The 24,798-nt window shown below is 72.3% G+C and carries 21 protein-coding genes; 5 read left to right on the top strand and 16 right to left on the bottom strand.

Features of this window, described 5'->3' with window-relative positions; genetic code table 11:
* Positions 1-30: 30 nt before the first annotated feature.
* The 4 genes from BM393_RS09215 to tagH form a co-directional block, all read right to left on the bottom strand.
* The gene (locus tag BM393_RS09215; protein WP_091724481.1) at positions 31-963 is read right to left on the bottom strand and encodes a hypothetical protein; all 933 of its coding nucleotides are present in this window, start codon (positions 961-963) and stop codon (positions 31-33) included.
* 105 nt (positions 964-1,068) lie between these two features.
* Positions 1,069-1,974 (bottom strand): alpha/beta fold hydrolase, encoded by a 906-nt coding sequence (locus tag BM393_RS09210; protein ID WP_091724480.1) that lies wholly within the window; start codon positions 1,972-1,974, stop codon positions 1,069-1,071.
* Between the two features lie 87 nt (positions 1,975-2,061).
* Positions 2,062-2,931 (bottom strand): PP2C family serine/threonine-protein phosphatase, encoded by an 870-nt coding sequence (locus BM393_RS09205; protein WP_091724479.1) that lies wholly within the window; start codon positions 2,929-2,931, stop codon positions 2,062-2,064.
* Positions 2,932-2,964: 33 nt separating this feature from the next.
* A complete protein-coding gene (gene tagH, locus BM393_RS09200; protein ID WP_175538246.1) occupies positions 2,965-4,851 on the bottom strand; it encodes a type VI secretion system-associated FHA domain protein TagH in 1,887 nt (628 codons plus the stop codon).
* A gap of 138 nt (positions 4,852-4,989) precedes the next feature.
* On the opposite strand from tagH, the gene BM393_RS09195 reads away from it, so the two are divergent.
* From BM393_RS09195 to BM393_RS09175, 5 genes are all read left to right on the top strand, one after another.
* Positions 4,990-5,997, top strand: a complete 1,008-nt coding sequence (locus BM393_RS09195; protein ID WP_175538245.1) for a LysM domain-containing protein — start codon at positions 4,990-4,992, stop codon at positions 5,995-5,997.
* 169 nt (positions 5,998-6,166) lie between these two features.
* A complete protein-coding gene (locus tag BM393_RS09190) occupies positions 6,167-7,564 on the top strand; it encodes a putative DNA modification/repair radical SAM protein (protein ID WP_091724476.1) in 1,398 nt (465 codons plus the stop codon).
* Positions 7,561-8,409 carry a TIGR03915 family putative DNA repair protein gene (locus BM393_RS09185; protein ID WP_091724475.1) on the top strand — a complete coding sequence of 283 codons (849 nt, stop codon included), beginning with the start codon at positions 7,561-7,563 and terminating at the stop codon, positions 8,407-8,409. The genes BM393_RS09190 and BM393_RS09185 overlap by 4 nt, the downstream gene beginning before the upstream one ends.
* Positions 8,410-8,502: 93 nt before the next feature.
* Positions 8,503-9,684 (top strand): acyltransferase, encoded by a 1,182-nt coding sequence (locus tag BM393_RS09180; protein WP_217648402.1) that lies wholly within the window; start codon positions 8,503-8,505, stop codon positions 9,682-9,684.
* A gap of 164 nt (positions 9,685-9,848) precedes the next feature.
* Positions 9,849-10,277 carry a VOC family protein gene (locus BM393_RS09175; protein ID WP_091724473.1) on the top strand — a complete coding sequence of 143 codons (429 nt, stop codon included), beginning with the start codon at positions 9,849-9,851 and terminating at the stop codon, positions 10,275-10,277.
* A 55-nt stretch (positions 10,278-10,332) separates the two neighbouring features.
* Here the strand turns inward: BM393_RS09175 and BM393_RS09170 are convergent, their stop codons facing one another.
* From BM393_RS09170 to BM393_RS09115, 12 genes are all read right to left on the bottom strand, one after another.
* A complete protein-coding gene (locus tag BM393_RS09170) occupies positions 10,333-11,220 on the bottom strand; it encodes a hypothetical protein (RefSeq protein ID WP_091724472.1) in 888 nt (295 codons plus the stop codon).
* Positions 11,217-12,266 (bottom strand): polysaccharide deacetylase family protein, encoded by a 1,050-nt coding sequence (locus BM393_RS09165; protein WP_175538244.1) that lies wholly within the window; start codon positions 12,264-12,266, stop codon positions 11,217-11,219. The genes BM393_RS09170 and BM393_RS09165 overlap by 4 nt, the downstream gene beginning before the upstream one ends.
* 175 nt (positions 12,267-12,441) lie before the next feature.
* Complete coding sequence (locus BM393_RS09160) at positions 12,442-15,189, bottom strand: protein kinase domain-containing protein (RefSeq protein WP_141225272.1); 2,748 nt, start codon at positions 15,187-15,189, stop codon at positions 12,442-12,444.
* Between the two features lie 122 nt (positions 15,190-15,311).
* A complete protein-coding gene (locus tag BM393_RS09155; protein ID WP_091724469.1) occupies positions 15,312-16,238 on the bottom strand; it encodes a type VI immunity family protein in 927 nt (308 codons plus the stop codon).
* 3 nt (positions 16,239-16,241) lie between these two features.
* On the bottom strand, positions 16,242-17,201 hold the full coding sequence (locus BM393_RS09150) for a hypothetical protein (RefSeq protein WP_091724468.1): 960 nt from the start codon (positions 17,199-17,201) through the stop codon (positions 16,242-16,244).
* A 50-nt stretch (positions 17,202-17,251) separates the two neighbouring features.
* Entirely contained in the window at positions 17,252-17,881 is a 630-nt protein-coding gene (locus BM393_RS09145) for a hypothetical protein (RefSeq protein WP_141225271.1), read from the bottom strand.
* A gap of 4 nt (positions 17,882-17,885) precedes the next feature.
* A complete protein-coding gene (locus tag BM393_RS09140) occupies positions 17,886-18,257 on the bottom strand; it encodes a PAAR-like domain-containing protein (RefSeq protein WP_091724466.1) in 372 nt (123 codons plus the stop codon).
* Complete coding sequence (locus BM393_RS09135; RefSeq protein ID WP_091724465.1) at positions 18,254-19,369, bottom strand: hypothetical protein; 1,116 nt, start codon at positions 19,367-19,369, stop codon at positions 18,254-18,256. Before BM393_RS09135 ends, BM393_RS09140 begins: the two co-directional genes overlap by 4 nt.
* Entirely contained in the window at positions 19,366-20,391 is a 1,026-nt protein-coding gene (locus tag BM393_RS09130; RefSeq protein WP_175538243.1) for a DUF2169 domain-containing protein, read from the bottom strand. Before BM393_RS09130 ends, BM393_RS09135 begins: the two co-directional genes overlap by 4 nt.
* Positions 20,392-20,407: 16 nt before the next feature.
* On the bottom strand, positions 20,408-21,838 hold the full coding sequence (locus tag BM393_RS09125) for a hypothetical protein (protein ID WP_141225270.1): 1,431 nt from the start codon (positions 21,836-21,838) through the stop codon (positions 20,408-20,410).
* Between the two features lie 11 nt (positions 21,839-21,849).
* Complete coding sequence (locus BM393_RS09120) at positions 21,850-22,302, bottom strand: hypothetical protein (RefSeq protein WP_091724462.1); 453 nt, start codon at positions 22,300-22,302, stop codon at positions 21,850-21,852.
* Positions 22,303-22,312: 10 nt separating this feature from the next.
* The gene (locus BM393_RS09115; protein ID WP_091724461.1) at positions 22,313-24,589 is read right to left on the bottom strand and encodes a type VI secretion system Vgr family protein; all 2,277 of its coding nucleotides are present in this window, start codon (positions 24,587-24,589) and stop codon (positions 22,313-22,315) included.
* Positions 24,590-24,798: the final 209 nt, after the last annotated feature.

Raw genomic sequence — 24,798 nt, 5'->3', positions numbered from 1 at the left:
CAGGCACCCGGGCCGGGGGGGATCGAACTCCTAGGGCTCGTCCTTCGGTGAACCACCTTCGCCAGATTGCACCGGCCGGGTCGCCTCGATCTCACTCTCTTCGCTGGACTCCTCCGACTCGTCCGAGTCCACATCGACGATCGTTGCCGCGGCGGGCTGGAGCGCGCCCGGTATCGGATAGTCCGTCTCCTTCACCGGACGGCCCTCCTTGAAGAGCGCATTGTTTCCCTTCAGGTAGTAGTACTCGCTTGCTCCGTCTTGATGAAGCTTCTTTCGCGCCTTGTGGGAAGTGATCGTTCGAATCGGCTTGCCCTGGTCGTCCGTCGTGAGCTGTGGAGCTCCGCCCTGGTCCGATGAAGCCCCCTGCTGCCTGCGTGCTTTCGAAAAGGCCGCCGAGGTCTCGATGGCACTCTTGCGACTCTCCGAGTCGTGAGGCTTCCAACCGGTTCGGGTCAGCATCTCGACCAGCTTCCTGCCAGTGATCGCGTCGATGGTGTACGCCGCCCCTGAGGTCGAGGGCGCGGCGCCATGGGCCTGCGCGTGAGCCTGCGAGATCAAGTTCCAATTGCCCTGCTTGAACGCGTGGTAGGTCGTATTGAGGCGCTCGAAGAACTCGGTCACGAAGTCCGGGATGGCCGAGTCCTTTTTGCCCAACTGAGCGACACCCATGGGTGACGCCGCAGCCGCTCTATCCGGCGAAGACCTGCCGGCGGCCTGCAACACTGGCCGATCCCCCTCTGCACCGCCAAGCACGCCGTCGACGAGCCGACGCTGCGCCTGCATGCGGGGTGACTGGTCGACAAAGGCCTGCAGCGTCCTCGCCTGGATCGGGCTGCGCTCATGCATCGCTCGCACCGGCACGCGGTCGCCCTGCGCCGCGGGGAGGTCCTGTGCCGAGGGGGCACGGTGGTGAGAGCGCTGCTTCATCGCGAACCCTTTGACGGAAGTGATGTCGAACGCCAATCTATCCGCCGGCGTCCCGAGGTTCCATCGGCCCCTGGCTGATCTGTCTCCCGCAAATTGCCGAAAGGCCGCCCCGCCCCGCACAGGGCGCGTTGATCAGACTCGTCACTCCCTCGCAGCCGCCTCGACGAGGTCCATCACCGCCGCGGCGAAGACGGACGGGCATTCCTGCGGGAAGTTGTGGCCGACGCCATCCACCCGCTCATGCCGCACGAGCCGCGCGAAATGGCGCGCATGCGAGCGCGTGTCGGGCTCGACGGCAACGCCGTCCGCCAAGCCGTCGAGCAGGATGGTCGGGACCTGGATCACCGGTCGGGTCAGCAACTGCGCCTCAAGCTCGAGGAAGCGCGCATCGCCCGGGACCAAGCCATAGCGGTGGCGATAGGAATGCACGACCACCTCGACGAAATCGGGGTTGTCGAAGGCCGCCGCCGAGCGAAGGAAGTCCGCCTCGGTGAACGGCCAGCGCGGCGACCACATCTGCCACAGCAGCTTCGCCATGGCCTGCCGGTGCTGCTCCAGGCCGCGCCGGCCGCGCTCGCCATGCAGGTAGAACTGGTACCAGTAGCGCGCCTCGTTGGCCGGCTCGTCCGGCGCCATCGCGGCCGGCGGATGCAGCAGGTTGTAGCCGTTGCAGGACACCAGCCCGGCGCAGCGCTCCGGCCAGGTCGCCGCGACCACGCAGGCGGCTCGACCGCCCCAGTCGTATCCGGCCAGCACCGCGGACTCGATCCGCAGCGCATCCATCAGCGCCCGCAGGTCGGCGCCGAGCACCGCCTGCTCGCCGGACCGCAGGGTGTCCGCCTCGAGAAAACGCGTCGAGCCGTAGCCGCGCAGGAAGGGCACCAGCACGCGGCAGCCGCGCTCGACCAGGCGATCGGTCACCGCCTCGTAGGCATGGATGTCATACGGAAAGCCGTGCAGCAGCACGACCGCCGGCCCGTCGCGCGGGCCCTCGTCCCACAGGCCGACGCTCAGGTCGCCGGCGTCGACTTGACGGACCGTCCTCATCGGCTGTCTCCAGAGGTCTACGACTGTCTCGCGGCGCCTGGCACCGTCTCGCGCCGGCTCCCGCGGCGGCGCGCTCGCGCCCCGCGCTCAGAGCGGCATCCGCCGCGTCGACTCGTCCTCTTCTTCCTCTTCCAGCGGGACGGGTCCGGAGTCCACCGCGGTCTCGTCCGTGGCCGTGCCGGCCGCGTCCGCCGGGGCCTCGGCGGCCACCGCCAGGGCCGGCTCGCCGACCCACAGCGCGATGGCGCTGAAGTTGTCCTGGTCCGGCAAGCCGCGCTCCTCGATCACCGCGCGCATCGCCGCCAGCCAGTCGTCCGGCGAGGCGGCCGCGCGCAGCGTGTCGTGGATCAGCGTGTCGCCCGCGCTGCCCCACCAGCCGTCGCTGCACAGCAGGAAGACGTCGCCGTCCTGCAGCGGCTGCGGCGAGGTCGTGTGGGGATGCAGCTCGTCCTCGATGCCCAGCGCCGCCACCAGGTGGTTCTTGTGCGGGTGATCCTCGGCCTGCTCCGGCGTCAGCAGCCCGGCCTCGATCAGCATCTGCACCACGCTGTCGTCCTGCGTGATCGTGTCGATCTGGCCGTCGCGGAGGCGGTAAAGGCGGGAGTCGCCCACATGCGTCCACAGCGCGAAGTTGCGCTGCGCATCCACGCACAGGGCCACCACCGTCGTGTGCATGCGGTCGCGGCCGGTGCCCTCGACGCCGCGACGCACGTCGTCGTGCGCGGCCAGCACCGCGCCGGTCAGCAGCTCCGGCCGCCAGGGCAGCGTGGCGTCGCCCAGGCTGGTCTGCATCCGGTGGACGGCGCGACGCGCGGCCTCCGCGCCATTGCGGTGGCCGCCGGCGCCGTCGGCCAGCACGGCATACCAGCCGGGGCCGTTCTCGTGCGCCACGATGGCGTCTTCATTGTTGGCGCGCGCGCCTTGTTCGCTGCAGGCGGCGACCCGGATCTTGAGCATGGTGTGAACGACGTGTAGGACGATCGGCGGGGCTCAGGCCCCGCTCTGCTGTGGTTGTGCGTGCGGCGCGACCGGCGCCGGGCCCCGGCCGTGCTGGCTCAGGCGCTCGAGCTGGTCTTCGTAGGCCTCCAGGAAGGCCTTGCCGAACAGGGTGTGGAAGTCCTCCTGCGCCTCGTCGCGGATGGATTCGAAATGCTGCAGGTAGAGCTCCCAGAGCTTGGCCTTGCGGTTCATCGCCAGCACGCTGTCCAGCACCGAGCGGCTGGTCAGCTTGGCCTCCAGCGCCGAAGGCTGGAAGCGCGTCAGCACGCCCTCCAGCGCCGCGCGGGTGCCGGCCATCGTGCCGATGGTGTGGCCGACCAGGTCGCGCATCGCGTCCTGCATCGCCGCCGGGCCGGGCAGGAAGCCGCGCACCGGCGGCTGCAGCAGCTGCTCGAGCGCCGACTGCGCGTCGGGCGAGAACTTCAGCGGGTTGTTGTCGCGCGAGCGGATCACCGTGACCTGCGCGCGCAGCTCGTGCTTCGTGGCCGCGCGCACCGCCATCATGCGCAGCGCGCCGTCGACGGAGGCATTCAGCAGCTGGCCGATGACGCGCATCAGGTCGGCGTTCAGGCCTTGCGGCGGCGCGGCCATGCGCACGCCCGCGCCTTCGCAGAAGGCCTGCCAGAGCGCGGCGGTGTCGGCCGCTGGACCGGGCGCGGCGGTCGCCGACGCCGCCGGCTGCGGCCGGGCGAAGGTCGGCGGCGGCGCCACGGCCGGCGGCGGCGGCATCACCGGGGGCGGCGTCACTGGAGGCGGCATGACCGCGGCGGGCGGCATGACCGGCGGCGGCATCACGGCCACCGGCGGAACTGGCGGAGGCAGCGGCGCCGGCGCCAGGCCGCGGACCTCCGGCGGACGGAAGGACGAGTGCAGCGCCGGCGTGTGGTCCGGCAGCGCGGGCGTCTGCGGCTCGGTGTTGGCGGCCGGCGCCGCGGCGCCGAAAAGCGCCAGCGGATCCGACGGCAGGCCGTCGCGCGCGCCGGTGTCGGCACGCGGCGCCGCGCCGGCCATGAAGCCGGCCAGGGGGTCCGCGCCCGGGGCCTGCAAGCCGAACAGGTCGTCCAGCGAGCGGTTGTTGTCGCCCGGCACCAGGTCGGCGAAGGCTCCGCCGAAGCCCAGGTCGTTCGAGGCCGCCGGCGGCGCGATGGGCGCGGGCGGCGGCGCCAGGTCCAGGCCGCCGAAGGGGTCGAACGCGGCCGGTCCGGCGGCGCTGGTGGTGGATGCCTGGCGCGACGGTGGCGGCGGGGCGAAGGGATCGAAGTCGTCCGGCAGCAGCATCGGTCCGGCCGGCGCGGGCGTCGGGGCGGGCGGCGGGGCCGCGAACGGCGAGAGATGCGGCGCCGGGGCCGGCGTCGCGGCGAACAGGTCGGCCGGGGTCGGCGCGCCGCCGAACAGGTCGGCGAACGGGTTGGAACTGGACAGCGCGGCGGGCGCCGAGGTCGCGCCGCCCAGCGGCGTCGGCGGCGCCGGGATCGGCATGGGCATGGGCCCAGGCGCCGGCATGACCGGACGCGCCAGGTCCGGCGCCCGGCGGATCACGGTGGCGCCGCTGTCGTCGCCGGCCTCGTTCTGCACTTCCAGCAGGTAGCCGCCGATGCGGACCTGGTCCAGGTGCCGCAGCGGCACGGCCTGACCCTGGGCGACCGGCTGCCCGGCGACGGTGATCGGATTGGCGCTGCCGACGTTGCGGATCACGAAGCCGCCGGCGTCGGCGCTGATCTCCGCCTGCTGGCGGGAGATGTGGCGCTCCGGGTCGGGCAGCGCCATGGTGTTGTGGTCGGCGCGACCGATGGTTCCCCCGGTGGCGTCGAAGCGCGCGGTGATGGGCTGCGTCAGGGGCAGGTCGTTGAGCGACACCGCGCGCAGGGTGAGGGTCATGATGCTGCCTTTGGGACCTCGAGAGACTGGCATGGGATGTTTGCGTGACAAAGGTCCTGCTTCAATGAACGAAAGTCACCTGCGGGGGGCTTGTCGCTGTTTCATACTCCACCCCGCTCGAATCCCGACGTGATGCCGATGTCGACCACTTTCCGTCCCGACGCCCCGACCGCCTCCCCCTCGATTGCCGCCGCGCTGCGAGGTGGTGCGCCATCCGCCCTGTCGGCCGTCTCGGTGCTGCTGCTGAGCCTGGCCCTGGCGGCCTGCCAGACGCCCGCGCCCGCGCCGCCGCCGCCCGAACCGGTGGTGACGGCGCCGCCTCCGCCGCCCCCGCCGCCGGAGCCGGTCCCGCCGACGCCCGCCGAGCAGGCCCTGGCGCAGAAGACCGCGATGCAGTCGATCGAACTGCTGGAAGCCGGCCAGGAAGACCAGGCCCGCGCCGAGCTGCAGCGCGCGCTGCAGCTGGATCCCGGCAACAAGCTGGCCAACAGCCTCATGAAGCAGATCACCGCCGACCCGGTGGCGCTGCTGGGTCGCGAGTCCTTCGCGTACACGGTGCAGTCCAGCGACACCCTGTCGCGGATCGCCGGCCGCTTCATGGGCGACATCTACGCCTTCTACATCCTGGCCCGCTACAACGACATCCGCGTGCCGCGCCAGGTCGCCGGCGGCCAGGTGCTGCGCATCCCCGGCAAGCCGCCGGCGGGTCCGCTGTATCCGCGCCCCTCGGCGCGCCCTGATCCGAAGGCCACCGCGCCGGCGGCGCCGCCCGCGACCGTGGCCGCCGCTCCGGCGCCCGCCGCCCCGCCCGCGCCGCCGCCGGTGGCCGAACTGTCGCCCGGCGAGAAGGCCATGCGTGCCGGTGATGCGCACGAGCGCGCCGGCCGCATGGACAAGGCGCTGGAGGAGTTCCGCCGCGCCGAGGCCGCCGATCATCCCGGCGCCGCCGCCCGCATCGAGGCGCTGCGCAAGAAGCAGATCGCCCGGGCGACGCTGAATGCGCGCACCGCCTTCGCCAAGCAGGACCTGGCCGGCGCGATCCGCGGCTGGGACACGGTGCTGCAGCTCGACCCGGACAACGAGCTGGCCAAGCTGGAACGCCAGAAGGCCGTCACGCTGAAGGCCAAGGCCGACCAGCTGAAGTGACACCGCGCCGCTGCGACGGCGTCGGACACCCCAAGGAAGAGGCGCCGCGTGCGCCTCTTTTGCATGGGCGCTCGCCGGCGGAATCCCCTCGCAGGCGGCCGGTGATGCGAGAGCTGGATGACTCAATTACTGTATATTCATACAGTTGTTTGTCATTCCCGCGCGCCCCATGGACCTCGACCGCAAGCTCGCCATCCTGGCCGACGCCGCCAAGTACGACGCCTCCTGCGCATCCAGCGGCACCGACCGGCGCGATTCCGTCGGCGGCGCCGGCATCGGCTCGACGGAAGGCATGGGCATCTGCCACAGCTACGCGCCCGACGGCCGCTGCATCTCGCTGCTCAAGATCCTGCTGACCAACCATTGCCAGTACGACTGCCTGTACTGCGTCAACCGGTCGTCGAGCAACGTGGCGCGGGCGCGCTTCAGCGTCGAGGAGGTCGTGCGGCTGACGCTGGACTTCTACCGCCGCAACACCATCGAGGGCCTGTTCCTCAGCAGCGGGATCATCAAGAGCCCCGACCACACGATGGAACAAGTGGTGCGGGTGGCGCAGACGCTGCGCGAGGTGCATGACTTCCGCGGCTACATCCACCTCAAGACCATCCCGGATGCCAGCGACGAGCTGCTGCGCCGGGCCGGCCGGTATGCCGACCGGCTCAGCATCAACGTCGAGATGCCCACCGAGGCCGGTCTGAAGCAACTCGCGCCGGAGAAGGACACGAGCGCGATCCATCGCTCGATGGGCCGGCTGCGGCTGCACATCGACGAGGCCCGCGAGGCGCGGGCGTCAGCGGGGGGATCAACCGGCGGATCGACCGGTGGGTTGTCGGTCGGGTCAACCGTCGGGTCCACTGGCGCGACAACCGGCACGACAACCGGCGAGGCGCCGATCCGCGTGATCCCGGGCGCCGCGCCGCGCCCCGCGCGGCCGCCGCGCTTCGCCCCGGCGGGCCAGAGCACGCAGATGATCGTCGGCGCCGACGACAGCGACGACCGCAGCATCCTGCGCAGCAGCGCCGCGCTCTACGGGCGCTTTCGCATGCGGCGCGTCTATTACTCGGCGTTCAGCCCCATTCCCGATGCCGCGCGGGCCCTGCCGCTGAAAGCGCCGCCGCTGGTGCGCGAGCACCGCCTCTACCAGGCCGACTGGCTGATGCGCTTCTACGGCTTCGACCACGAGGAGATCGTCGACGACGGCACCGGGCTGCTGCGGCTGGACGTCGATCCCAAGCACGCCTGGGCGCTCGCGCATCCGGAGCGCTTCCCGGTCGACCTCAACCAGGCGCCGCGGGAACTGCTGCTGCGGGTGCCCGGCCTGGGCGTCGGGTCGGTCGACCGGCTGATCGCCGCCCGTCGACTGCGCCGGGTGCGGGCCGAGGACCTGCGCCACATGAAGCTGCCGCTGCGCCGGGTGTTGCCTTTCGTCATCGTCGACGGTCATCGTCCTGGCGCGGCACCGCCAGCCCCGACTCGCGCCAGTGGGGCAGCGGACGCGGGCACGGGCACGGGCGTGGTCGGGGGCGTTGTCGCGGGCGCTCCCACGCAGCTGGGGCTGTTCGGATGATCCGCGTGCGGCTCGACGGGCCGGTCGACTTCGACGGCTTTCGGCACGCTGCCCGGCGCCTGGTGCTGGACGGCGTGGCGCCGGAAACCGTCGAGTGGATCACCGGCGAGGACGGCGGCGACCTCTGGTCGACCGCGGAGGACGGCGATGCGACCGATGCGAGCGAGCGCGTCGCGAGCGCCGCGTTCACGGTGCCGGCCTCGTTCCTGTCGCTGTGCCGGTCCGCCCTGCTGCATCGCGAGCCGCGGCGCTTCGAGCTCCTGCATCGCCTGCTGTCGCGCCTGAGGACCGATCCCGCGCGCTGGCACGACCGTTTCGACGAGGACCGCCGCCACGCGGAGCGGCTCGCGCGCGAGGTGCGGCACGAGATCCACAAGACCCATGCCTTCGTGCGCTTCGTCCCGGTCGAGGACACCGACGGCGAACGCCTGGTCGCCTGGTTCGAGCCCGAGCACCATGTGCTCGAGGCCGCCTCGCCCTTCTTCGCGCGGCGCTTCGCCAACCTGCGCTGGACCATCCTGTCGCCGCGCGTCTCGATGCACTGGGACGGCGTCCGGCTGTGCGCTGGCCCGGGGGCGCGGCGGGAAACGGCGCCGCCGCCGGACGCCGGCGCGGCGCTGTGGCTGACCTACTACCGCAGCATCTTCAACCCGGCGCGCCTGAAGCTAGCCATGATGACCCGCGAGATGCCGCGCCGTTACTGGGCCAACCTGCCGGAGGCCGCGCTGATCGAGCCGCTGGTCGCGCAGGCCGACGGGCGGGTGCGCGACATGCTGGACGCCGGACCGACCGCACCGCGCCGCATTCGTCCGATCGTGCTACCGCCCCGCGGCTCGACGACGTAACGCCCGTCACTCCGATGAGCGGCCGCGCCGACGCCAGGCGCCGCTAACATCCGCGCCGCCATCCTTCTCGGCGGCCTGATGCCGCTGCTCCGCATGACCGACACCACGCCGCGCAACTTCGCCATCGACTGCCTGCGTGGCGTGGCCATCCTGCTGGTGGTGGTCCACCACCTGGCCCTGCCCTTCCGCCTGCCGCTGGCGCCCAGCCTGGCCAGTGCCTGGCTGCCCAAGCGCCTGATCGACGCGATCAGCTTCAACGGCTACGAGGCGGTGTTCATCTTCTTCGTGATCTCGGGCTTCCTGATAACGACCCGCCTGCTGGCGCGCGATGGCGACCTGCGCCGGGTCGACCTGCGCGCCTTCTACCGCGCCCGCGCCACGCGCATCCTGCCGCTGCTGCTGGTGATGCTGGCGTTGCTGTCGACCCTGGCGCTGCTGGGCGTGCCTGGTTTCGCACCGGGCGAGCGGCAGTCGCTGGCCGGCCTGCTGGGCTCGGCGCTGAGCTTCACCTTCAACTGGTATGAAGGCCGCACCGGCTGGGCGCCGGCGGCCTGGGACGTGCTGTGGTCGCTGTCGATCGAGGAGGTCTTCTACGTCGGCTTCCCGCTGCTGTGCCTGGCGCTGCCGCGGCCGCTGCTGGTGGCGGCGCTGGTGGCGCTGGCGCTCGCCCTGGTGCCGCTGAGGGCGCTGGTCCCGCCAAGCGACGAGGTGTGGTGGGAGAAGGCCTACCTGCCCGGCATGTCGGCGATCGCCTGGGGCGTGCTGGCGGCGCTGCTCGCGCGGCGCTGGCGGCCAGGCGCGCGCGAGGCCCGCCTGCTGGCGGTGCTCGGCGGCGTCGGCCTGCTGCTGGTGATCGGCTGGGGCGAGCTCGTCCACCGCCATCTCTTCAAGGGCGGCATGTACGTCCTGTGCGTCGGCACCGCCGCGCTGCTGGTCGCCGCGGTCGCTCACCCGCCGGCGCCGCGGCGTGGCGGGCGATGGCTCGCCCGCATGGGCGAGCTCAGCTACGAGCTCTACCTGAGCCACATGCTGGTCGTGCTCGGCACGGTGGCGCTGTATCGCGCCGTGATGGGCGCGTCGCAGGCCTGGACCTTCGTGGTCTACGCGCCGGCGGTGGTGGTCTGCGTGCTGCTGGCGGGGGTGCTGGAGAAGACCGTCTCCGGTCCCCTGCTCCGCCGCTGGCGCGGCAGCAGGAGCAGGCCGCCGAGCGTCAGCATCGCCCAGGTCGCCGGCTCCGGTGCCGGAACCGCCGACGGCGCGGCGGACCGGGCGTGATCTGAGCCGGACGCCGAGGACCCTGGCAGGCGCATCGTCCTTGTCCCGCACTCCAGGGGCGCGGCGGGCCGTCGAAGGAAAAACGAATGACGCCGGCGCGCCGCGGGGATAAGAACGCGGCTTGCCCCGACCGGCTTCATGCCGACCCACTTCAAGGAGCCTCCATGGAAGTCCAGCAACTGCACCGCGGACGCCTGATCGACCACCTGCAGCTCGTCGTGCGCGACCTGGCCGCGAGCCGCCGCTTCTACGAGGCGGTCCTGCCGCCGCTGGGCGTGCCGATCGGCGGATCGGGCGACGACTATTTCTGGGCCGACGAGCTGTTCGTGTCGACCGCGAGCAGCGATGCAGCGCAGGGCCAGCTGACCGGGCGGCATCACCTGGCCTTCCAGGCCCGGGACCGCGCAGCGGTCGACGCCTTCCACAAGACCGCGCTGGCCAACGGCGGCACCGACAACGGCGCGCCCGGCGAGCGGCCCTACCACCCGGGCTACTACGCGGCCTTCGTGCTGGACCCGGACGGCAACAACATCGAGGCCGTGTTCCACGGCGAGGCGCAGCGCAGCGCGCCCTCGGTCACGGTGACGTTCTAGGCGTCGGGGCGCGGGCGGCCATCGGCGGCGGCCGTCGGCTGGCGCCGGCGGCCGGCTAGCGCTTGTCGACCTTGTTCTTCGCCGCCGCGGCCGGTCCCGCCGCGGCGGGGGCCTTGGCGGCCGACTCGTCGATGAGCTGGCGCATCAGCGCGGTCGCGCGCGCGTTCTTCGGATCCACGCGCAGGCACTTCTGCAGCAGCATCACCGCGCCGGACTTGTCGATGGTCGAGATCTTCTCGGCCTTGCGCACGTAGAGGTCGGCCAGCAGCCGCTTGGCCGAGGGATCGTTGCGGTCCTGCGGCGCGCGGCGCTCGAGCAGCCGGATCGGCTCGTCGAGCTCGCCCTGCGCGGCCAGCATCGCGATGTGCTCCAGTTCGTTGCGGTCCGGCCCGGCCGACGCCGCGGCCGGGGCCGCATCCTTGCCCGACGCACCCGCCGCCTGCGCCTTGGCGGCCGGCTTGGCCGCCACCGGCGGGCTCGCCTTGCGCAGCGTCAGCCGCGTCGGCTTGCCCAGGTAGCTCTTCTGGTTGCGTTCCTTCTCCAGGCCACGCAGCGCGTCGGCGGCGGCCTCGTTGTCCGGCTGCAGCGCCAGCACGCCCAGGTAGGCCGTGCTTGCGCCGTCGAGGTCGCCGCGCTTTTGCGCCGCCCGGGCCTTCTCGAGCCGCTCGCTCACGCCGCTGTCGATCAACTGGCGGGTCGCGGCCAGGCTGTCGCGGTAGCCGGCGTTGTCGGGCCGCAGGACGGTCAGCGCTTCCCAGGTCCAGGCGGCCTCGGCCAGCTGGCCGTCCTTCACCTGCTCCTGCGCGCGCGACACCTGCGCCTGCTCGAAGGCCGTGGGGGGCGAACCGGCCACGCCTTCACCACCGCGCAGCGCGCCGCTCGGGCCGCTGCTGCAGGCCGCCAGCGCGGCGGCGGCCAGGAGGACTGCGAGTGCGGCCCTCATGGCGTCTGTCCAATGCGGCGGCTGGTCTGCAGCCGGGCCTTGAAGGCCTCGAGGTCGTGGTCGCCGAAGATCATCGTGCGGCGCAGCATCAGCGGCTGCGCGTAGAAGGCGTTGCCGCCCGGGTTGACGGTCACCGCCAGCGTGTACTTCTGACGCGTCAGCGTCTCCAGCACCAGCTCGTTGGCGTCACCGTAGGGATAGGCGTAATGGCGCACCTGGTCCTTGGTGTTGAGCTTCTGCTCGATCAGGTCGCGCGGGCCGGCGGTTTCGCTGTCGAGGTTGCGCTTGTAGCGCTCGTCGTTCTCGCCGGCGGTGCGCTCGATCAGGTTGCGGTGCGACTTCGAATGGGCCTGGATGTCCATCAGCCCCGAGGCCTGCATCTCCGCCAGCTGCGGCCAGCTGACCGCGTCGCCGCCGGCGCCGACGAAATCGGTGTAGACGAACATCGTCGCGGGCAGGCCCAGCTTGCGCAGCACCGGGTAGGCGAACTTGTAGACCGACTCGTAGCCGTCGTCGAAGGTGACCACGACCGCCTTGGGCGGCAGCGGCTCCTTGCCCTCGAGGTAGCCCGTCAGCTGCGAGAGCTTGACGACGCGGTAGTCGTTCTTCGCCAGCCATTCCATCTGGGCGGCGAAGCTGGTCGGGGAAACGGCCATCTTGCCGCCGGTGGTGCCCAGCCGGTGGTAGCAGAGGATGGGGACGGTCTGGAAGCTGCCGGCGCGCACGCCCACCGGGTTCATCGGCTTGAGCGGCACGATCAGCGGCTGGCCGGGATCGACCTTGGTGGCGCCGGCGTTGGCCTCGCTGATCTGCCAGTCGCGGTCCTCGCTGCCCAGCAGCCGGGCGGCGATGCCGCGCAGGGATTCGCCGGCGACGGGGACGTAGATCAGCAGCCGGTCGTTGCGGGCGATGACCTCGCCGTGGGCGGCGGTCGCGGCGGGCGGCGGGGTCGGCGCGGGCTCGTTCAGCGGCGGCGTGCCGGTGGGGGTCGTGACGCAGGCGGTCAGGGCCAGCGCGGCAAGGATAGCGGCGATGGCGGACTGCATCGGCCGTCGGCCCTCACCCCTGCCCTCTCCCGCAAGCGGGAGAGGGGGAAAGAAAGAGGGAAAGAGGGAGGCCAAGCGAAACGCGGACGGTCCGGCCCCCTCTCCCGCTGGCGGGAGAGGGTTGGGGTGAGGGCCATTCATCGGAAGGAATCCTTTCACGCTCATCGGGCGACGCTCAGGGCTGCTTCGGCGCATCGGCAGCGTCCGGCCCGGCCGGCACCGGCGGCGCGGGCTGGGTCTGTTCGTCGGACGGCGCGGCGGCCTGGCCGGTCACGGGCGCGGCGGCCTGCGCGGCCGCTGCCGCGGCGGGCGTCTCGGCCGCCGGCGCGATCGCGGCACCACGCAGCCCGGAGCGCCGGCCGATCGTCGTCGGTGCCTCCGCCTTGGCGGCCGATGCCGCCAGCGCCTGCTTGTCCTGCAGCGCCTGCGCCATGCGGTCGAAGGCGGCGTAGAGCAGCCCGAACTCGTCCTTGCGCTGCTCGCGGATGCGGAAGTCGACGCGGCCGCGGCCGATCTCGTCCAGCGCCTCCACGACCAGCTTGATCGGCCGCGAGAACCAGTTGGCGACGAAGAACATCGCGATCGCCACCGCCAGCACCGTCGTCACCGCCAGCACCGCCATCAGCGTGCGCGACAGCCGCGCCACGCTCTCCAGCGGGCGCTCCGGCAGGCCCAGGGCGACGCGGCCCACGGTCTTGTCCTGGAAGGTGATCGGCGAATCGAAGCCCAGCACCGCCGCGCCGCCCGCGGCGTGATACCGCGTGCGCTTGACGCCGCCCTGCTCGCCCAGCAGCTCGCCGGGCGGCGCCTGGTAGGGCTTGCCGACCGCGTCGGGCTGGCTGGACGCCGCCACCACGCCGGCGCGATCGATCACGGTGACGCTCTCGAAGTCGCGCGTCTTCATGATCTCCTGCAGCGACACGTCCACCGACACCCAGTCCTCGCCCAGCGCCGCGGTGGCGTTCTGCGCGGCGATGAAGCGCGACAGTGCGGTGCCGTAGTCGGCCACCTGCTGCATCAGCGCCGCGTTCTGGCGCTGGCTGATGATGGAGCCGCTGACCGCCATCACGATGGCGACGATGCCGGCCATCATCGCGGCCCACTTCACCCGCAGCGGGATCAGCTTGGAGCGGTTCTTGTTGCGCGCTTCCTCGTCGATCTCGTTGAGCACCTTGACCAGCGCGTCCGCCAGCTCGGCGCCGGTCTGGAAGCGGTTGTCGGGCGCCTTGGCCAGGCAGCGGTCGACGACCCGGCGCAGCGACGCGGGAATCTCGGGCCGCAGCTTGTTCAGCGGAGTCGGGTCGTCCTTGGCGATCTTGAGCGCCAGGTTGACCACGCTGTCGCCGGTGAACGGGCGCACGCCGGTGAGCATCTGGTACAGCACGATGCCGACCGAGAACAGGTCGGAGCGGCCGTCGATCTTCTCGCCGTTCATCTGCTCGGGCGCCATGTACTGCGGCGTGCCCAGCACGTCGCCGACGCGGGTGCGCTGCTCCCCTTTCGTCGACTCCATGTGGGCGATGCCGAAGTCCATCACCTTGATGTCCAGCGTGCCGCGCACCCGGGCGATGTTGCCCGGCTTGATGTCGCGGTGGACGATGCCGCGCTTGTGCGCGTAGTCCAGCGCGCGCGCCAGCTGGATGGCCATCACCACGGTGTCGCGGATGGCCAGCGGCTGGCCGGGCTCGAGCAGGTCGGCCAGCGGCTCGCCGTCGAGCAGCTCCATCGCCATGTAGGGGCGGCCGTCGACCTCGCCCACGTCGTGCACGGTGACGATGTTGGGATGCGACAGGCCGCCCGAGGCGCGCGCCTCGCGCAGGAAGCGGGCGCGGTACTCGTCGTCCTCGCACAGCGAGGCATGCAGGAACTTGATGGCCACGTCGCGGCCGATGCCCGGGTCGTGGGCCTTGAACACGCTGGCCATGCCGCCGCGGCCGATGCGGTCCAGCACCTGGAAGCGGCCGACCTGGCGCACCGGCGCGTCGGCGCTGGCCTTGGCGGCGGCCAGCGCGCCGCCGGGCAGCGTGCCGGTGGACGGACGCCCCACCGGCGTGGGTTCGGGCGGCAGCGCGCGCATGGCGGCCACCGCCGCGACGGCGTCCGGATCGAGCACGGTCTCGGCGAACTCGGACGCGTGGAACTCGGAATCGCCCGCCTCCTGCGCGGGCGGGACGGCGGGCGCGGCGGGCGTGGCCACCGGCGGCGCGACGGGCGCCTTGCCGGCCGGAGCTCCGACGGCCGCCAGGCTGGCCGCCGGCGCGATCACCGTCTCGTTGCCGGTCGCGGCGATGGCTTCGACGGGCTTGGGCGCGGGGGTGGGCGCCACGGTGGGCGCCGGCTTGGCCACGGGAGGCAGCGCCCTGGCGGGCACGATGACGGTTTCGTTGTCGTTCACGGAAATGGCGGCGGCTGGGGTGGCCGGGGCGGCGGGAGGATCGATCGGAGCGGCGGCGGGCGCGCTGGGCAGGGGCGCCGCGGGGGCGGTCGCCACGGGGGACGAAGTGGGCGCCGGGGTCGGTGGCGCGGTCGGTGCCGGCGTGGACGCGGAGGCGGCGGGCTCGACCGACTCGCGCGGCATCAGCAGCGCCGCGGGCGCGATCACGGTGTGGTCGGTGTCGACGGGGATGTCCGCGGGCTTGCGGCCGGCGCGCATCGAGAAGGTGTCGGGGAAGGTCGGGTCGATGAAGCTGATGTCGCGCTCATGCTGGACGGTCTCGGGACCGTCGTCATGGGGCGGCTCGGCGGGGGGCGCGGCGCGGTTGGCGGCGGTGTCCGGCGGCATGCGCTCCAACGGCGCGGCACCGGCCGGCAGCGGCGCCGGCACGATGCGGGTCGCGTCAGGATCGAGCGTGGGATCGTCGGCGGGAGCCGCCGGCGCGCTGCCCGGCTTGGCCGAGCGGGGATTACCTTCTGATCGTGACATCGAACGCCTCGCCGCGGCGAGGATCGCCGCCCAGCCCGCATCCTCCGTGTCACGGGGATCGGGGGCAATGAACGAAAGTCACGAGGACGCTGTGGCAGAGCCGCGCAGCCGCTGCAGGCCCTCTATCCGTCGACGTCCACGCGGAGCCAGGCCTGGGGCTCGATGAAACGCTGTAACCAGGCGTTCATGACGTCCTCGTCGGCCAACTGGCCGTACATCGGCGAGCAGTTGGCCAGCAGCGCCGGCTTCAGCGCCTGCGCCACGGTCACCAGCGGCGCCAGCGATTCGTCGGCATGGATGTCGCCGCGCAGCGGTGCCGCGCCAGCCGCCAGCATGGTGGCATCGCGTCCGCGATGGACGAACACCTCGGCACCGGCCAACCCGGCCAGGGCCGCCGGATCGATGCCATGCGCCGCCGCGAAGCCATCGCCGACCAGCGTCAGCCAGTTGACGCCGGGCAGCCCGCGCAGCGCATCCCACTGCAGGATCGCGGGCTCCAGGATCTGGATCGCCCAGCACCGGCGCGCCAGCGCCACGACGTGACGCGCCGCCATGTAGGCCGAGCCCTCCACGACGTCGAAGCACCAGCCCGCCGTACCCCACAGCACCGGCAGGTGCGAGAGGCTCCAACGTGCCACCTCGGCGATCTGCCGGTTGGACGCATCGTCCGGGAATTCGAAGATCAGGTGACTGGCCCGCTCCATCCCCATCGCCGGCCCGAGGTCGGCGATCTGCAGGGACATCGCGGTCCGGCCATGCTTGCCGTCGCCCGCGAAGGCGACGCAAGCCGCCGGATCGACGCCCGCTCGGCGCGCCCAGATGCGGCCGGAGCCGCCGGCCGGAGGCAGCCGCCACTGCGTCTCACCGCCCCGCCGGAAACGGTTCAGGTGCGCGGCGAAGGGCTGCTCGCGCAGCAATTCCCACAGGGTGTCGGGATCCATGTCCTGCCGGCTCAGGGATCCACGCACGAACACCGCCAGCTTCAGCCGGACGTCGACCCGGGCCTGGGCCCGGGCCACTTCCATCAAGGTCTGCAGGGCGGCCAACATCGCTCAGAACTTGCTGCGGGTCCAGGGCGTCGCGGCATTGGCCGGGTCATGGACGATGAACTGCATGCGCGGCGCGGCTGGCTCGGTGAAGAACACCCGCCCGCGCCCCTCGAAGGCACCTGCGGTCTTGAAGTTGTCCTTCACGACCTGCACGTCGCGCCCGACCAGCTCGGCCACGCCGTTCCAGATCGCGAACAGCAGCCGGTCGCCCAGCACCGCCACGTCGTTGAGCGGCAGCGGGTAACGACCGAATTCGGTGAAACCCGCCGCGCTGCCATGCAGCAGGCGGCCGCCCTCGCCGGACGCGCAGAGCATGACGGCGCGCTCGGGCAGCAGCGCGATGCCGCCCAGCGTCTCGCCAGGGCCCGGCGTGCCGGGGATGGGCAGGTTGCGCCATTGCTGGCCGTCGAAATGCAGCAGGGTGTCCACGGCGCCGACGGCGTACACATCGTCACCGGCGTGGCCGCGGATCGTGCGGATGGTCTGGTCGGCGGAGCCGTCGCCCGCCCGGGTCTGCGTCCACGCCTTCCCGTTCCAGTGATACAGGTGCCCGCCGCGCGTCCCCACGTGGACGTCCGAATCGCCGCTGCCCCAGATCGCGGTGATGTTGGGCACCAGCCCCTTCACGCTGTCGCGGGGCAGCGTCGAGACCGTCCAGGCGGGGCCGCCGTTCATCACCTCGTAGTCCAGGTCGCCGCCCGGCGCGGCCCAGCCGGTGGCGGCGGTGGTGGCGACATGGCCGTCGGCGCTGCCGACCCACAGCTGGCCCGCGGGCGAGGCCCACAGCACCCGCAGCGCGTCATTGGTGTTGAGGATGGGCACGGCCGGATCGCCGGCCTTGCTGCCCGGCGCCAGCCGGTACAGGCTGCCCACGGCCGCGCCGATGTCCTCCGGCGGATACGACAGGCCCATGAACACGAGGCCGTCGGCCGTGTCCACGACCTGGTTGATTTCTTTCTGCAAGAGGGACTCCTTCGAAAACGTCTAGTGTCGCCGTGCCATCCGAGGCGGTGTTACATGATGTCGACGTCCATGTTCACCGCCTCCGCCTCGGCCTTCTGGGCCTTGGTCGCGGCCCAGGGATTGCGCAGCGGGGTCTCCGGCTTGACCGGCGGATCGAGCTTGGCGAACGACTCCGCGGCGGCCAGCGCGATGCACTCCGCCGCGGCCGCGATCAGGTTGTCGCGGTCGAGGTCGGGCCGATTGATCGTGCGCGTCGGCTTGCCCCGGGACAACGCATCCTTCGCGCCCTGCTTGTACTGCTCCATCCACTCGCTCATCGGCGCGTTGCGATTGGCCAGGTCGTTCTGCTGGGAGAACTGGCGCATCTGGTCCGTCAGGATCTTGTGCTCCATGCCTTCGCTCTGGCCGTCGCCGGCCATGAAGGTCAATGCGCCGCCGGTGCTGTAGCCCTCGCAGCCGGGGAACTTGGCGCCGCCTCGACCCAGGTCGTGCATCGCCGAGGTCGGCAGGATGTGTTCCGCCTGGTAGCCGTCCTTGGTCCCGACCATCTGCGAGTGGCTGCCGAATTCGATCGGCGGATCGAAGCACGCCAGGATCTCCGAGCACTTCATGTCCGCGATGGCGCCGGCACCGCCGGCCTTCATCACCTTCAACTGAACCATCGCGGCGCTGGTACCCATGGCCTCACATCTGGTTGCCCATGCCGGAGCTGCCGGTGTAGACCACCGCCTTGCCCTCGAACTGGACGTTGGGACTGCCGTCGATGATGAAGGCGGAGGAGCCGATCTTCAGGCTGACCACTTCCTTCTGCGTGCCCGGCTGGTTGCCGATGCAGTCGTGCACGACCGCGTCGACGTGGAAGGTCGGCTTGCCGCCGATCTTGACGCCGCGCGTGTCGCCATCGAGCTTGCCCGAGCCCACCGGCGTGGTGATCGGATACGGGATCGGCACCGGGCTCGGCGCCGCGGGCGTGAGGCAGACGCTCGGATTCATGTAGACGATCACGTGGTTCGTCGACTCGCCGGCCACCTCACGGAAATTCGCGTTGACGCTCATGCGGTCACCTCCCGATGCTCGGCCGCCCGCGGCCGTGCGCCGGCCGCGGCCGGATCGCCCGCCGCCAGCAGCAGCGCGCCGCGCGCGCCGTCGTCGGCGCCGGCGGCCAGCACCGCGAACTCGTCGCGCGCCACGCCATGGGCCCAGTCCTGCAGCACCAGCGCCGCCATCAGCGGCAGCGCCGCCGCACCGACGTCGCCCAGCTCCTTGAGCGGCAGGCGCAGGTCGGTGCCCGGATCGAGCACGTCGCCAAACCGCGCGATGACGTTCTGCACCTCGCGCGTCGCATGGCGTTCATGCGAGGCGTCCAGCGCCCACAGCGCGCAGCGCCGGCCCGTCGCCCGCAGCGGCGCCACCGCCGCCTCCAGCGCCTGCGCGAAACCGTCCGAGCGGCACGGCCCGTCGCTGCCCACCGGATGCGCCTCGCGCCCCAGCCCGAGCCCGGCGACCCAGCCGTCCTCGCGGCCTTCGTGCGTCACCATCGCGAAGGCCGCCGCCTCGCCCGGACGCACGCCGTCCACGTTCTCCATCGTGAGCAGCCGTTCCCGCTGCTGCAACGCCTCCAGCGTCGGCCAGTGCAGCAGGCTGTCGACGCCGCCCCAGATCACCTCGCGCCGCGACTCGGCCAGCTGCAGCGCACGCGCCATCGCGATCGCGCCGGCGGCGCGTCCGAACGGGAAGGCCTCGATGTCCGCGCCTGCGAAGGGCGGCGGCAGCGCGGCCGAGAGACGCTGCACGAAGTCGCGGCCGGCGACATTGAGCTCGTAGCTCTGCGGCTCCAGCGCGAAACGCGCCGGCAATCCCAGCAGCAGGATCGGCGGCCGATCGGGCCGCGGGTGCGCCTGGGCCGCGCGGCGCCGGCTGACGCCGATGAGCGCGTGCACCGCCAGCGCCAGCAGCCGCTCGCGGGCCGGCAGGTCCGGCGGCAGCGCCGGCGAGGCGCAGCCCATCACCCGGCGCCCCTGTCCGTCGACGAAGTCGGTCAGCCCGATCCCGGACACCCCGGCGCGCAGCAGCAGCGCAGTTTCGGACAGCGTCTCGCCCAGGCAGGTCACCGCCTCCGCATGGGCCAGGCCGGCGCGCCAGCCGGACGTTTTCTGGGAGGCGCTCATTCGATGTACTCCTTGGCTTGCACCGTGATCGAGGTGAAGTGACCCCGCATCTTGGCCGGGCAGCGGAACACCGCCCGCCAGACCATCTCCAGCATCAGCGCGTCGCTGTCGACCACCACCGTGTCCAGGTGCGGGCGTCGCGTGTCGGGCTGGCCGTCGACGATCGCGTCGATGCGCAGCAGCTGCCGGGGCAGCGCGAAATCGAGCAGCGCCTGGGCATGCACGCCGGCGATGCGCACCGCCTCGCCGCCGCGCAGCGGCTCCTCGAAGACCAGGCCGGGCGCGGCGCAGTGTTCGTGCTCGGGCCGGTAGTCCGACGGCCGGGCCGGATAACCGCCCGACAGCCAGGCCGCGTCATGGGTGCCGGCGTGCGCGCGGCGCGGCGCGAAGTGGCGCCCCAGCGGCGCGCAGCCCGCGGGGGTGTGGCGGCCGCCGGCGCTCGTCACCGGCTCGCCCGAGGTCTCGATCTGCGGCGCGGGCCGCCCCACCAGCGCCTCCGGATGGCGGCTGATGCCGCTGCCCACGGGGTTGCGGGCCTCTTCCACCGGTTTGGCCGGGTCGCTGAAATCCGCGCCGCCGTAGGCCCTCGACCAGGCCAGCGGCGTGCGCTCGAGCGGGCCGCTCTCGCCCGGTCCGATGCCGCCGAACTGCCGCACCCAGACCCGCGGGCCGTGGACGCGCAGCAGCTTGACGCGGTCGCGCACCCGGATCCCGACGTCCATGGCCGTGGCGGCCTCGCCGCCCAGCGGCGGCACCGCGTGACCGCTGAGCACGAAGTCGGTCCCGGGCTTGGGCAGGCCGTAGTCGCCCGGCAGGCGCAGGTCGGCGATCGCCGGATCGCCCCAGGGCTCGTCGCCCAGGCGGATCTCGCGCGGCGCCTCCGCGGCGCGCAACCCGCCGCCCGGCACGATGTCGTAGCTGGCCTTCACGAGCACGAGACGCGCCTCGGCGCCGTCGCGGTCGAGGATGGGCAGCACCTGCGCGTGGTGGCCGCTGTGGTTGTAGAAGGCGGGTTCGTCCATGGGCGCTCGACGACGATCAATGCGGCCCGTCGGCGCGTGCATCCCGCGGCACCATCGCGTCGGCGATGCGCTGCAGCGAGGCCTCCTGGGCCGCGACGAAATCGAAGGGGCTGAAACGCGGCGCCTGGCCGCGCGAGGCCGCGACCAGCTCCAGGTACTGGTCCTGGCGCACGGCGCGCGACCAGCCCGGTCCGCGCAACCGGGCCAGCAGCACGCCGGCACCGAGCGGCCGGCCGCCGCGCACGCGCAGGTCACCCGGCGCCTGCGCGACCCGTCGCCACCATCCGGCGCTGTCGCCCTCCGGCGCCGGACCGGCGATCGTCGCCAGCGCCTGGGCCGCCAGCTGACGCTCCTCGTCGTTGCGCAGCGGGTCGTCGTGCAGCGCCAGCAGGTCGGGGATCAGCGCCGGCAGGCCCAGCACGCCGGCGGCGCGCGCGGCCTGCCAGCGGTCGGCATTGCGCAGCATCGCGCGCAGCAGCACGGCATCGCCGGGATGGCCGTGCATCGCCATGGCCGTCAGCGCGTCGGCCCAGCCGGGGTCGCGCGTCGCCATGCGCGTGGCCTGGCCGTGCATCGCGGGCAGGCGCAGGGCCGCACCCAGACGCAGCGCGGCCCGCGCGACCGGCTCGACGGGCGAGTGCGCCGCCGCCAGCAGCAGCGGCTCGCAGCGACCGGGATCGAACTGATGCGCCGGCGCGCCGAGCGCGGCGGCGACCACCGCCGGCGCCGCGTCCCGCATCGCCGTCTCCCAGGCGCGCTCCGGCAGTTCCCAGCGGAAGGCCAGCACGCGCGCGGCCGCGGCGCGCAGCGCCGGCGATTCATGGCCCAGCCAGGGGCTCAGCAGCTCCGGCAGGTCGGTCCTCGGCGACAGCGACAGGGCCTCGACCGCATGCGCGCCCTCCTCCGGATGACGGCTCACGGCGGCCTCGAAGATCCGCTGCATCGCCGGCCACCAGCGGTCGCCCGCCACGCAGCCCAGCACCAGCAGCGCCGCGAAGACCCGGCCGGGGTCCGGCAGGTCCGGGTCGATGGCCAGGGCCGCGACCTGGTCGAGCGCCTCCGCGCCCAGCCCGATGATCGCGTTGACCTGGGCCAGCAGCCGGCGCTCCGAGTCGATCGGCGTGCGCCAGTGTTCGTCCGGTTGCGGGGCCCGGTAGGCGCGCAGCACCGCGACCAGGTCCAGGCATTCCTCCGCCGCGCGGCGCCGGAACGCCGCGGTGCCGCCGGCCTCGAAAGGCGACGGCGCCTCGCCACCGGACGGCCAGGCGCCGCGCCAGCCGGGCTGGGCCGGCACGCGCAGCGAGGGCGCCGGCGCGCCGACGGCGCCGAGGTCCAGCAGCCGGGGCTGGTCGATCATCAGGCGCCGGGACGCCGCGCCGGCGCCGGCACGGGAGGCGCCGGTCGGCGCGGCCGGTCCGGCCGCCGGCATCACGAGGGCGGAGTTCACGATCGCCGCGCTCAGTTCATCTTGATCATCGGCGCCAGCAGCCGCAGCAGCCGGCGGCTGCGCGTGGCGAAGCTGGCGCAGACGATCTCCACGTCGCCGTCGGCGCCCAGGCGCAGGCGGGACTGGCCGTTGCGCAGCACGATGTCGCCGCGCGCCTCGAGCACCAGCGTCTCGGGCCGATCGGCGAAGGCCTTGGGATCGGCCACCGGGCGCGATTCGGCCAGCTGGCGTCCGATGCGCCCGAGCACGATGCCGCCGCCGGCGCCGTCCTGCCAGACGAGCACCGCGTCGCCGCCGCTGCAGGCCGCACCGGGCGCATCCGGCTGGAGCAGCTCGCAGCGCAGCAGTTCGCCGCCGGGCAGCCGCACGCGCAGGTGGCCCTCGTCATCCACCTCGGCCACTTCGCCGCGGCACAGCGCCTGCGGTTGACCGATGAGCGGCGCAAGATCGAAGGGGTTGGACATCGCGCCTCCTTCAGCTGTTCTGGTTGATGTTGGGCGAGCCCTTCAAGTCGAGGTTGCCCCCGGCCTTGATGCCGATCTTGCCGCTGCCCTGGATGGTGATGCTGGTGCCCTTGAGCGTGATGTCGCCGCTGCTCTTGAGGATCAGCTGGGCGGAGCCGCACTTGAGCACCAGCTCGGACGCCGCCTCGACGCCGGCCTTGGCCTTGCTGTTGACGCTGTAGTCGCCGCCCGACTGGAAGCTCATCGTCGAGCCCGACTGCGCCGAATAGCTGGCGCCCGCCTTGTGGCTCATCTTCGCGCCGGCCTCGTGGTTCATGTGGGTGCCGGCGGACACGGCCTTGCTCAGGCCCACCTGCTCCGAGCTCAAGCCCCCCACCGCCACCACCTTCGCGGCGCCGACTTCCTGCATCAGCGCCGCGCCGATGGCCTGGTTCATCGCCGCGCCGACGGTGAGCGCGTAGGCCGCGCCGATGGTCTCCGCCTTGAGCAGCGCCACGGTGACCGTCTGCGTGCTGCCGAAGCTCTGCGTGTCCGCCGCGCCCACGGTCAGCGTGCGCGTGGCGCCGATGCTCTCGACCTGGTTGGCGCCGACCGTCAGCGTCTCGTCCACGCCCACGGTCTTGCTGCGGTTGCTGCCCACCGTCATCGTCTGGTTGGACCCGATCGAGATCGTCTGGTCCACGCCGACCGTCTGCGTCTGGTTGTTGCCCACCGTCTCCGCATCGTCGACGTCGACGGTGTCGGTGCGGTTGTTGTGGATGGTCGAGGTCTGGTCGTGCTCGATCGTCGTGGCCATGTCGTACTGGCCGTGGATGGTGATCATCTCCTTGCCGGCGGTGTCGTCCATCGACAGCTCGTTGTAGCCGGCGCCCTTGTGGGTCTTGGACTTGATGCCGCTGATGACGGCGGCGGCCGGCAGGCCGTAGGGCGGCATCTGCTCGGCGTTGTAGACGCGGCCGGTGATGAGCGGCTGGTCCGGGTCGCCCTCGACGAAGTCGACCACCACCTCCTGCCCGATGCGCGGGATGGACACGCCGCCCCAGCCCTTGCCGGCCCAGGGCTGCGAGACGCGGATCCAGCACGAGCTGCTCTCGTTGCGCTTGCCGCGGCGGTCCCAGTGGAATTGCACCTTCACCCGGCCGTACTTGTCGGTGAAGATCTCCTCGCCCGACGGCCCCGTGACGATCGCGGTCTGCGGGCCGGGCGCCATCGGCTTGGGCGTGCGGCGCTCGGGACGGAACTGCTGGTCGGCGGGAATGGCGCTGAAGCGGCAGCGCAGGTCCGACTCGCCGGAGGCCGATTCATTGGCGGCCTGCCGCATCTGGATGGTCGTGCCGGTGACCAGGTACTTGGCGTTCTGGTCGTCGCGCGGATGGCGCTCCAGCGACAGCAGGTGGCCGGTGCGCACGCCCTGCGCGTTGGTGTCGCCGTCGAAGCGCGCGTAGGCGGTCTGGATCTCGTCGAGGCGGTCCTCCGCGTACTGCGCGCCGTCGCCGGCCTGCAGGTAGCCGCCGGGATAGTCGAAGACCTCGCCGTCGGAGAGGTCGTAGTCGCGGGTGCGGTCCTGCTGCTTCTCCAGCGAGCTGGAGGGCCGCTCGAAATCGAAGTCGGTGATGACGACCTTGCCGGGCTTCAGGCTCTCCTGCGTGATCCAGGCGTCGACGTACTCCAGCTCCGGCGGCACGTTGGCGGAGCTGCCGTAGAACGGCAGCGACTCGCAGCCGGGGGCGCAGTCGTGGGCCGAGGCGGCGTCGGTCAGCACCAGCGTGTGGCCGGCCTCGTCATGGGTGAAGTACCAGTAGATGCCCTCGTTCTCGAGCAGGCGGGCGACGAAGTTGAAGTCGGTCTCGCGGTACTGGACGCAGTAGGTCCAGGGGCGGTAGGCCCGCATCAGCTTGAACTCGTGGCGCGCGACGGGGTGGTCGTCGAAGACCGCCCGGACGATGTCGGGGACGGTCATCTCCTGGAAGATGCGGCAGTCCGCGGTGCGCGTGAGCAGCCACAGCCAGGGCCGCAGCGTCATCTGGTAGACGGTGTGCCGGCCCTCGAAGCCGGTCTGCGCGAAGCGCGTGACGTAGCCGGCCAGCTGGCGCGGCGCGTCGTCGCGCAGCGCCATCGTCAAGGTGGCGGCCTTGCCGAGCAGCTCGGCGGCGCGGATGTCCTTGCGCTCGCTCAGCAGCGTGAGCGTGGTCTCGCCGAGGTCGCTCAGCGCCTCGCGCGACGCGCAGGCGTGGACACGCAGGACGTCGTCGCCGAGCGCGGTCTTGAGGCGGAATGGACTGGCCATGGGCGGACCGGAGGGGACCCGGGGAGTGGTGCTTCACGGTAGGCCGGTGCGAGGAGCGCCGGAAGCGACCAAAGTCATTCGCGCGACGCGCCCTTGTAAAGGGGTGAATCAGCCGGCGACGGCGTGTCACCAGTGTGGGTGACGCCACAGACGCCGCCGGCGGCGCGCGCTACGGTGCCGGGCGGGCGACGCCGCGCCCTCCCCGCCCG

Source organism: Mitsuaria sp. PDC51 (assembly GCF_900113225.1).
Classification (GTDB): Bacteria; Pseudomonadota; Gammaproteobacteria; order Burkholderiales; family Burkholderiaceae_C; genus Roseateles.
The sequence above is the reverse complement of the archived record's forward strand: the minus strand, read 5'-3'. Positions and strand labels throughout refer to the sequence as shown.

Excerpts from the sequence above, each read along its gene's own strand:
- BM393_RS09185 (WP_091724475.1), top strand. The coding sequence starts at position 7,561 with ATGATCCGCGTGCGGCTCGACGGGCCGGTCGACTTCGACGGCTTTCGG.
- BM393_RS09140 (WP_091724466.1), bottom strand. The coding sequence starts at position 18,257 with ATGAGCGTCAACGCGAATTTCCGTGAGGTGGCCGGCGAGTCGACGAAC.
- BM393_RS09210 (WP_091724480.1), bottom strand. The coding sequence starts at position 1,974 with ATGAGGACGGTCCGTCAAGTCGACGCCGGCGACCTGAGCGTCGGCCTG.
- BM393_RS09135 (WP_091724465.1), bottom strand. The coding sequence starts at position 19,369 with ATGAGCGCCTCCCAGAAAACGTCCGGCTGGCGCGCCGGCCTGGCCCAT.
- BM393_RS09155 (WP_091724469.1), bottom strand. The coding sequence starts at position 16,238 with ATGTTGGCCGCCCTGCAGACCTTGATGGAAGTGGCCCGGGCCCAGGCC.
- BM393_RS09160 (WP_141225272.1), bottom strand. The coding sequence starts at position 15,189 with ATGTCACGATCAGAAGGTAATCCCCGCTCGGCCAAGCCGGGCAGCGCG.
- BM393_RS09175 (WP_091724473.1), top strand. The coding sequence starts at position 9,849 with ATGGAAGTCCAGCAACTGCACCGCGGACGCCTGATCGACCACCTGCAG.
- BM393_RS09170 (WP_091724472.1), bottom strand. The coding sequence starts at position 11,220 with ATGAGGGCCGCACTCGCAGTCCTCCTGGCCGCCGCCGCGCTGGCGGCC.
- BM393_RS09195 (WP_175538245.1), top strand. The coding sequence starts at position 4,990 with ATGTCGACCACTTTCCGTCCCGACGCCCCGACCGCCTCCCCCTCGATT.
- tagH (WP_175538246.1), bottom strand. The coding sequence starts at position 4,851 with ATGACCCTCACCCTGCGCGCGGTGTCGCTCAACGACCTGCCCCTGACG.
- BM393_RS09115 (WP_091724461.1), bottom strand. The coding sequence starts at position 24,589 with ATGGCCAGTCCATTCCGCCTCAAGACCGCGCTCGGCGACGACGTCCTG.
- BM393_RS09205 (WP_091724479.1), bottom strand. The coding sequence starts at position 2,931 with ATGCTCAAGATCCGGGTCGCCGCCTGCAGCGAACAAGGCGCGCGCGCC.
- BM393_RS09145 (WP_141225271.1), bottom strand. The coding sequence starts at position 17,881 with ATGGGTACCAGCGCCGCGATGGTTCAGTTGAAGGTGATGAAGGCCGGC.
- BM393_RS09120 (WP_091724462.1), bottom strand. The coding sequence starts at position 22,302 with ATGTCCAACCCCTTCGATCTTGCGCCGCTCATCGGTCAACCGCAGGCG.
- BM393_RS09180 (WP_217648402.1), top strand. The coding sequence starts at position 8,503 with ATGACCGACACCACGCCGCGCAACTTCGCCATCGACTGCCTGCGTGGC.
- BM393_RS09165 (WP_175538244.1), bottom strand. The coding sequence starts at position 12,266 with ATGCAGTCCGCCATCGCCGCTATCCTTGCCGCGCTGGCCCTGACCGCC.
- BM393_RS09190 (WP_091724476.1), top strand. The coding sequence starts at position 6,167 with ATGGACCTCGACCGCAAGCTCGCCATCCTGGCCGACGCCGCCAAGTAC.
- BM393_RS09130 (WP_175538243.1), bottom strand. The coding sequence starts at position 20,391 with ATGGACGAACCCGCCTTCTACAACCACAGCGGCCACCACGCGCAGGTG.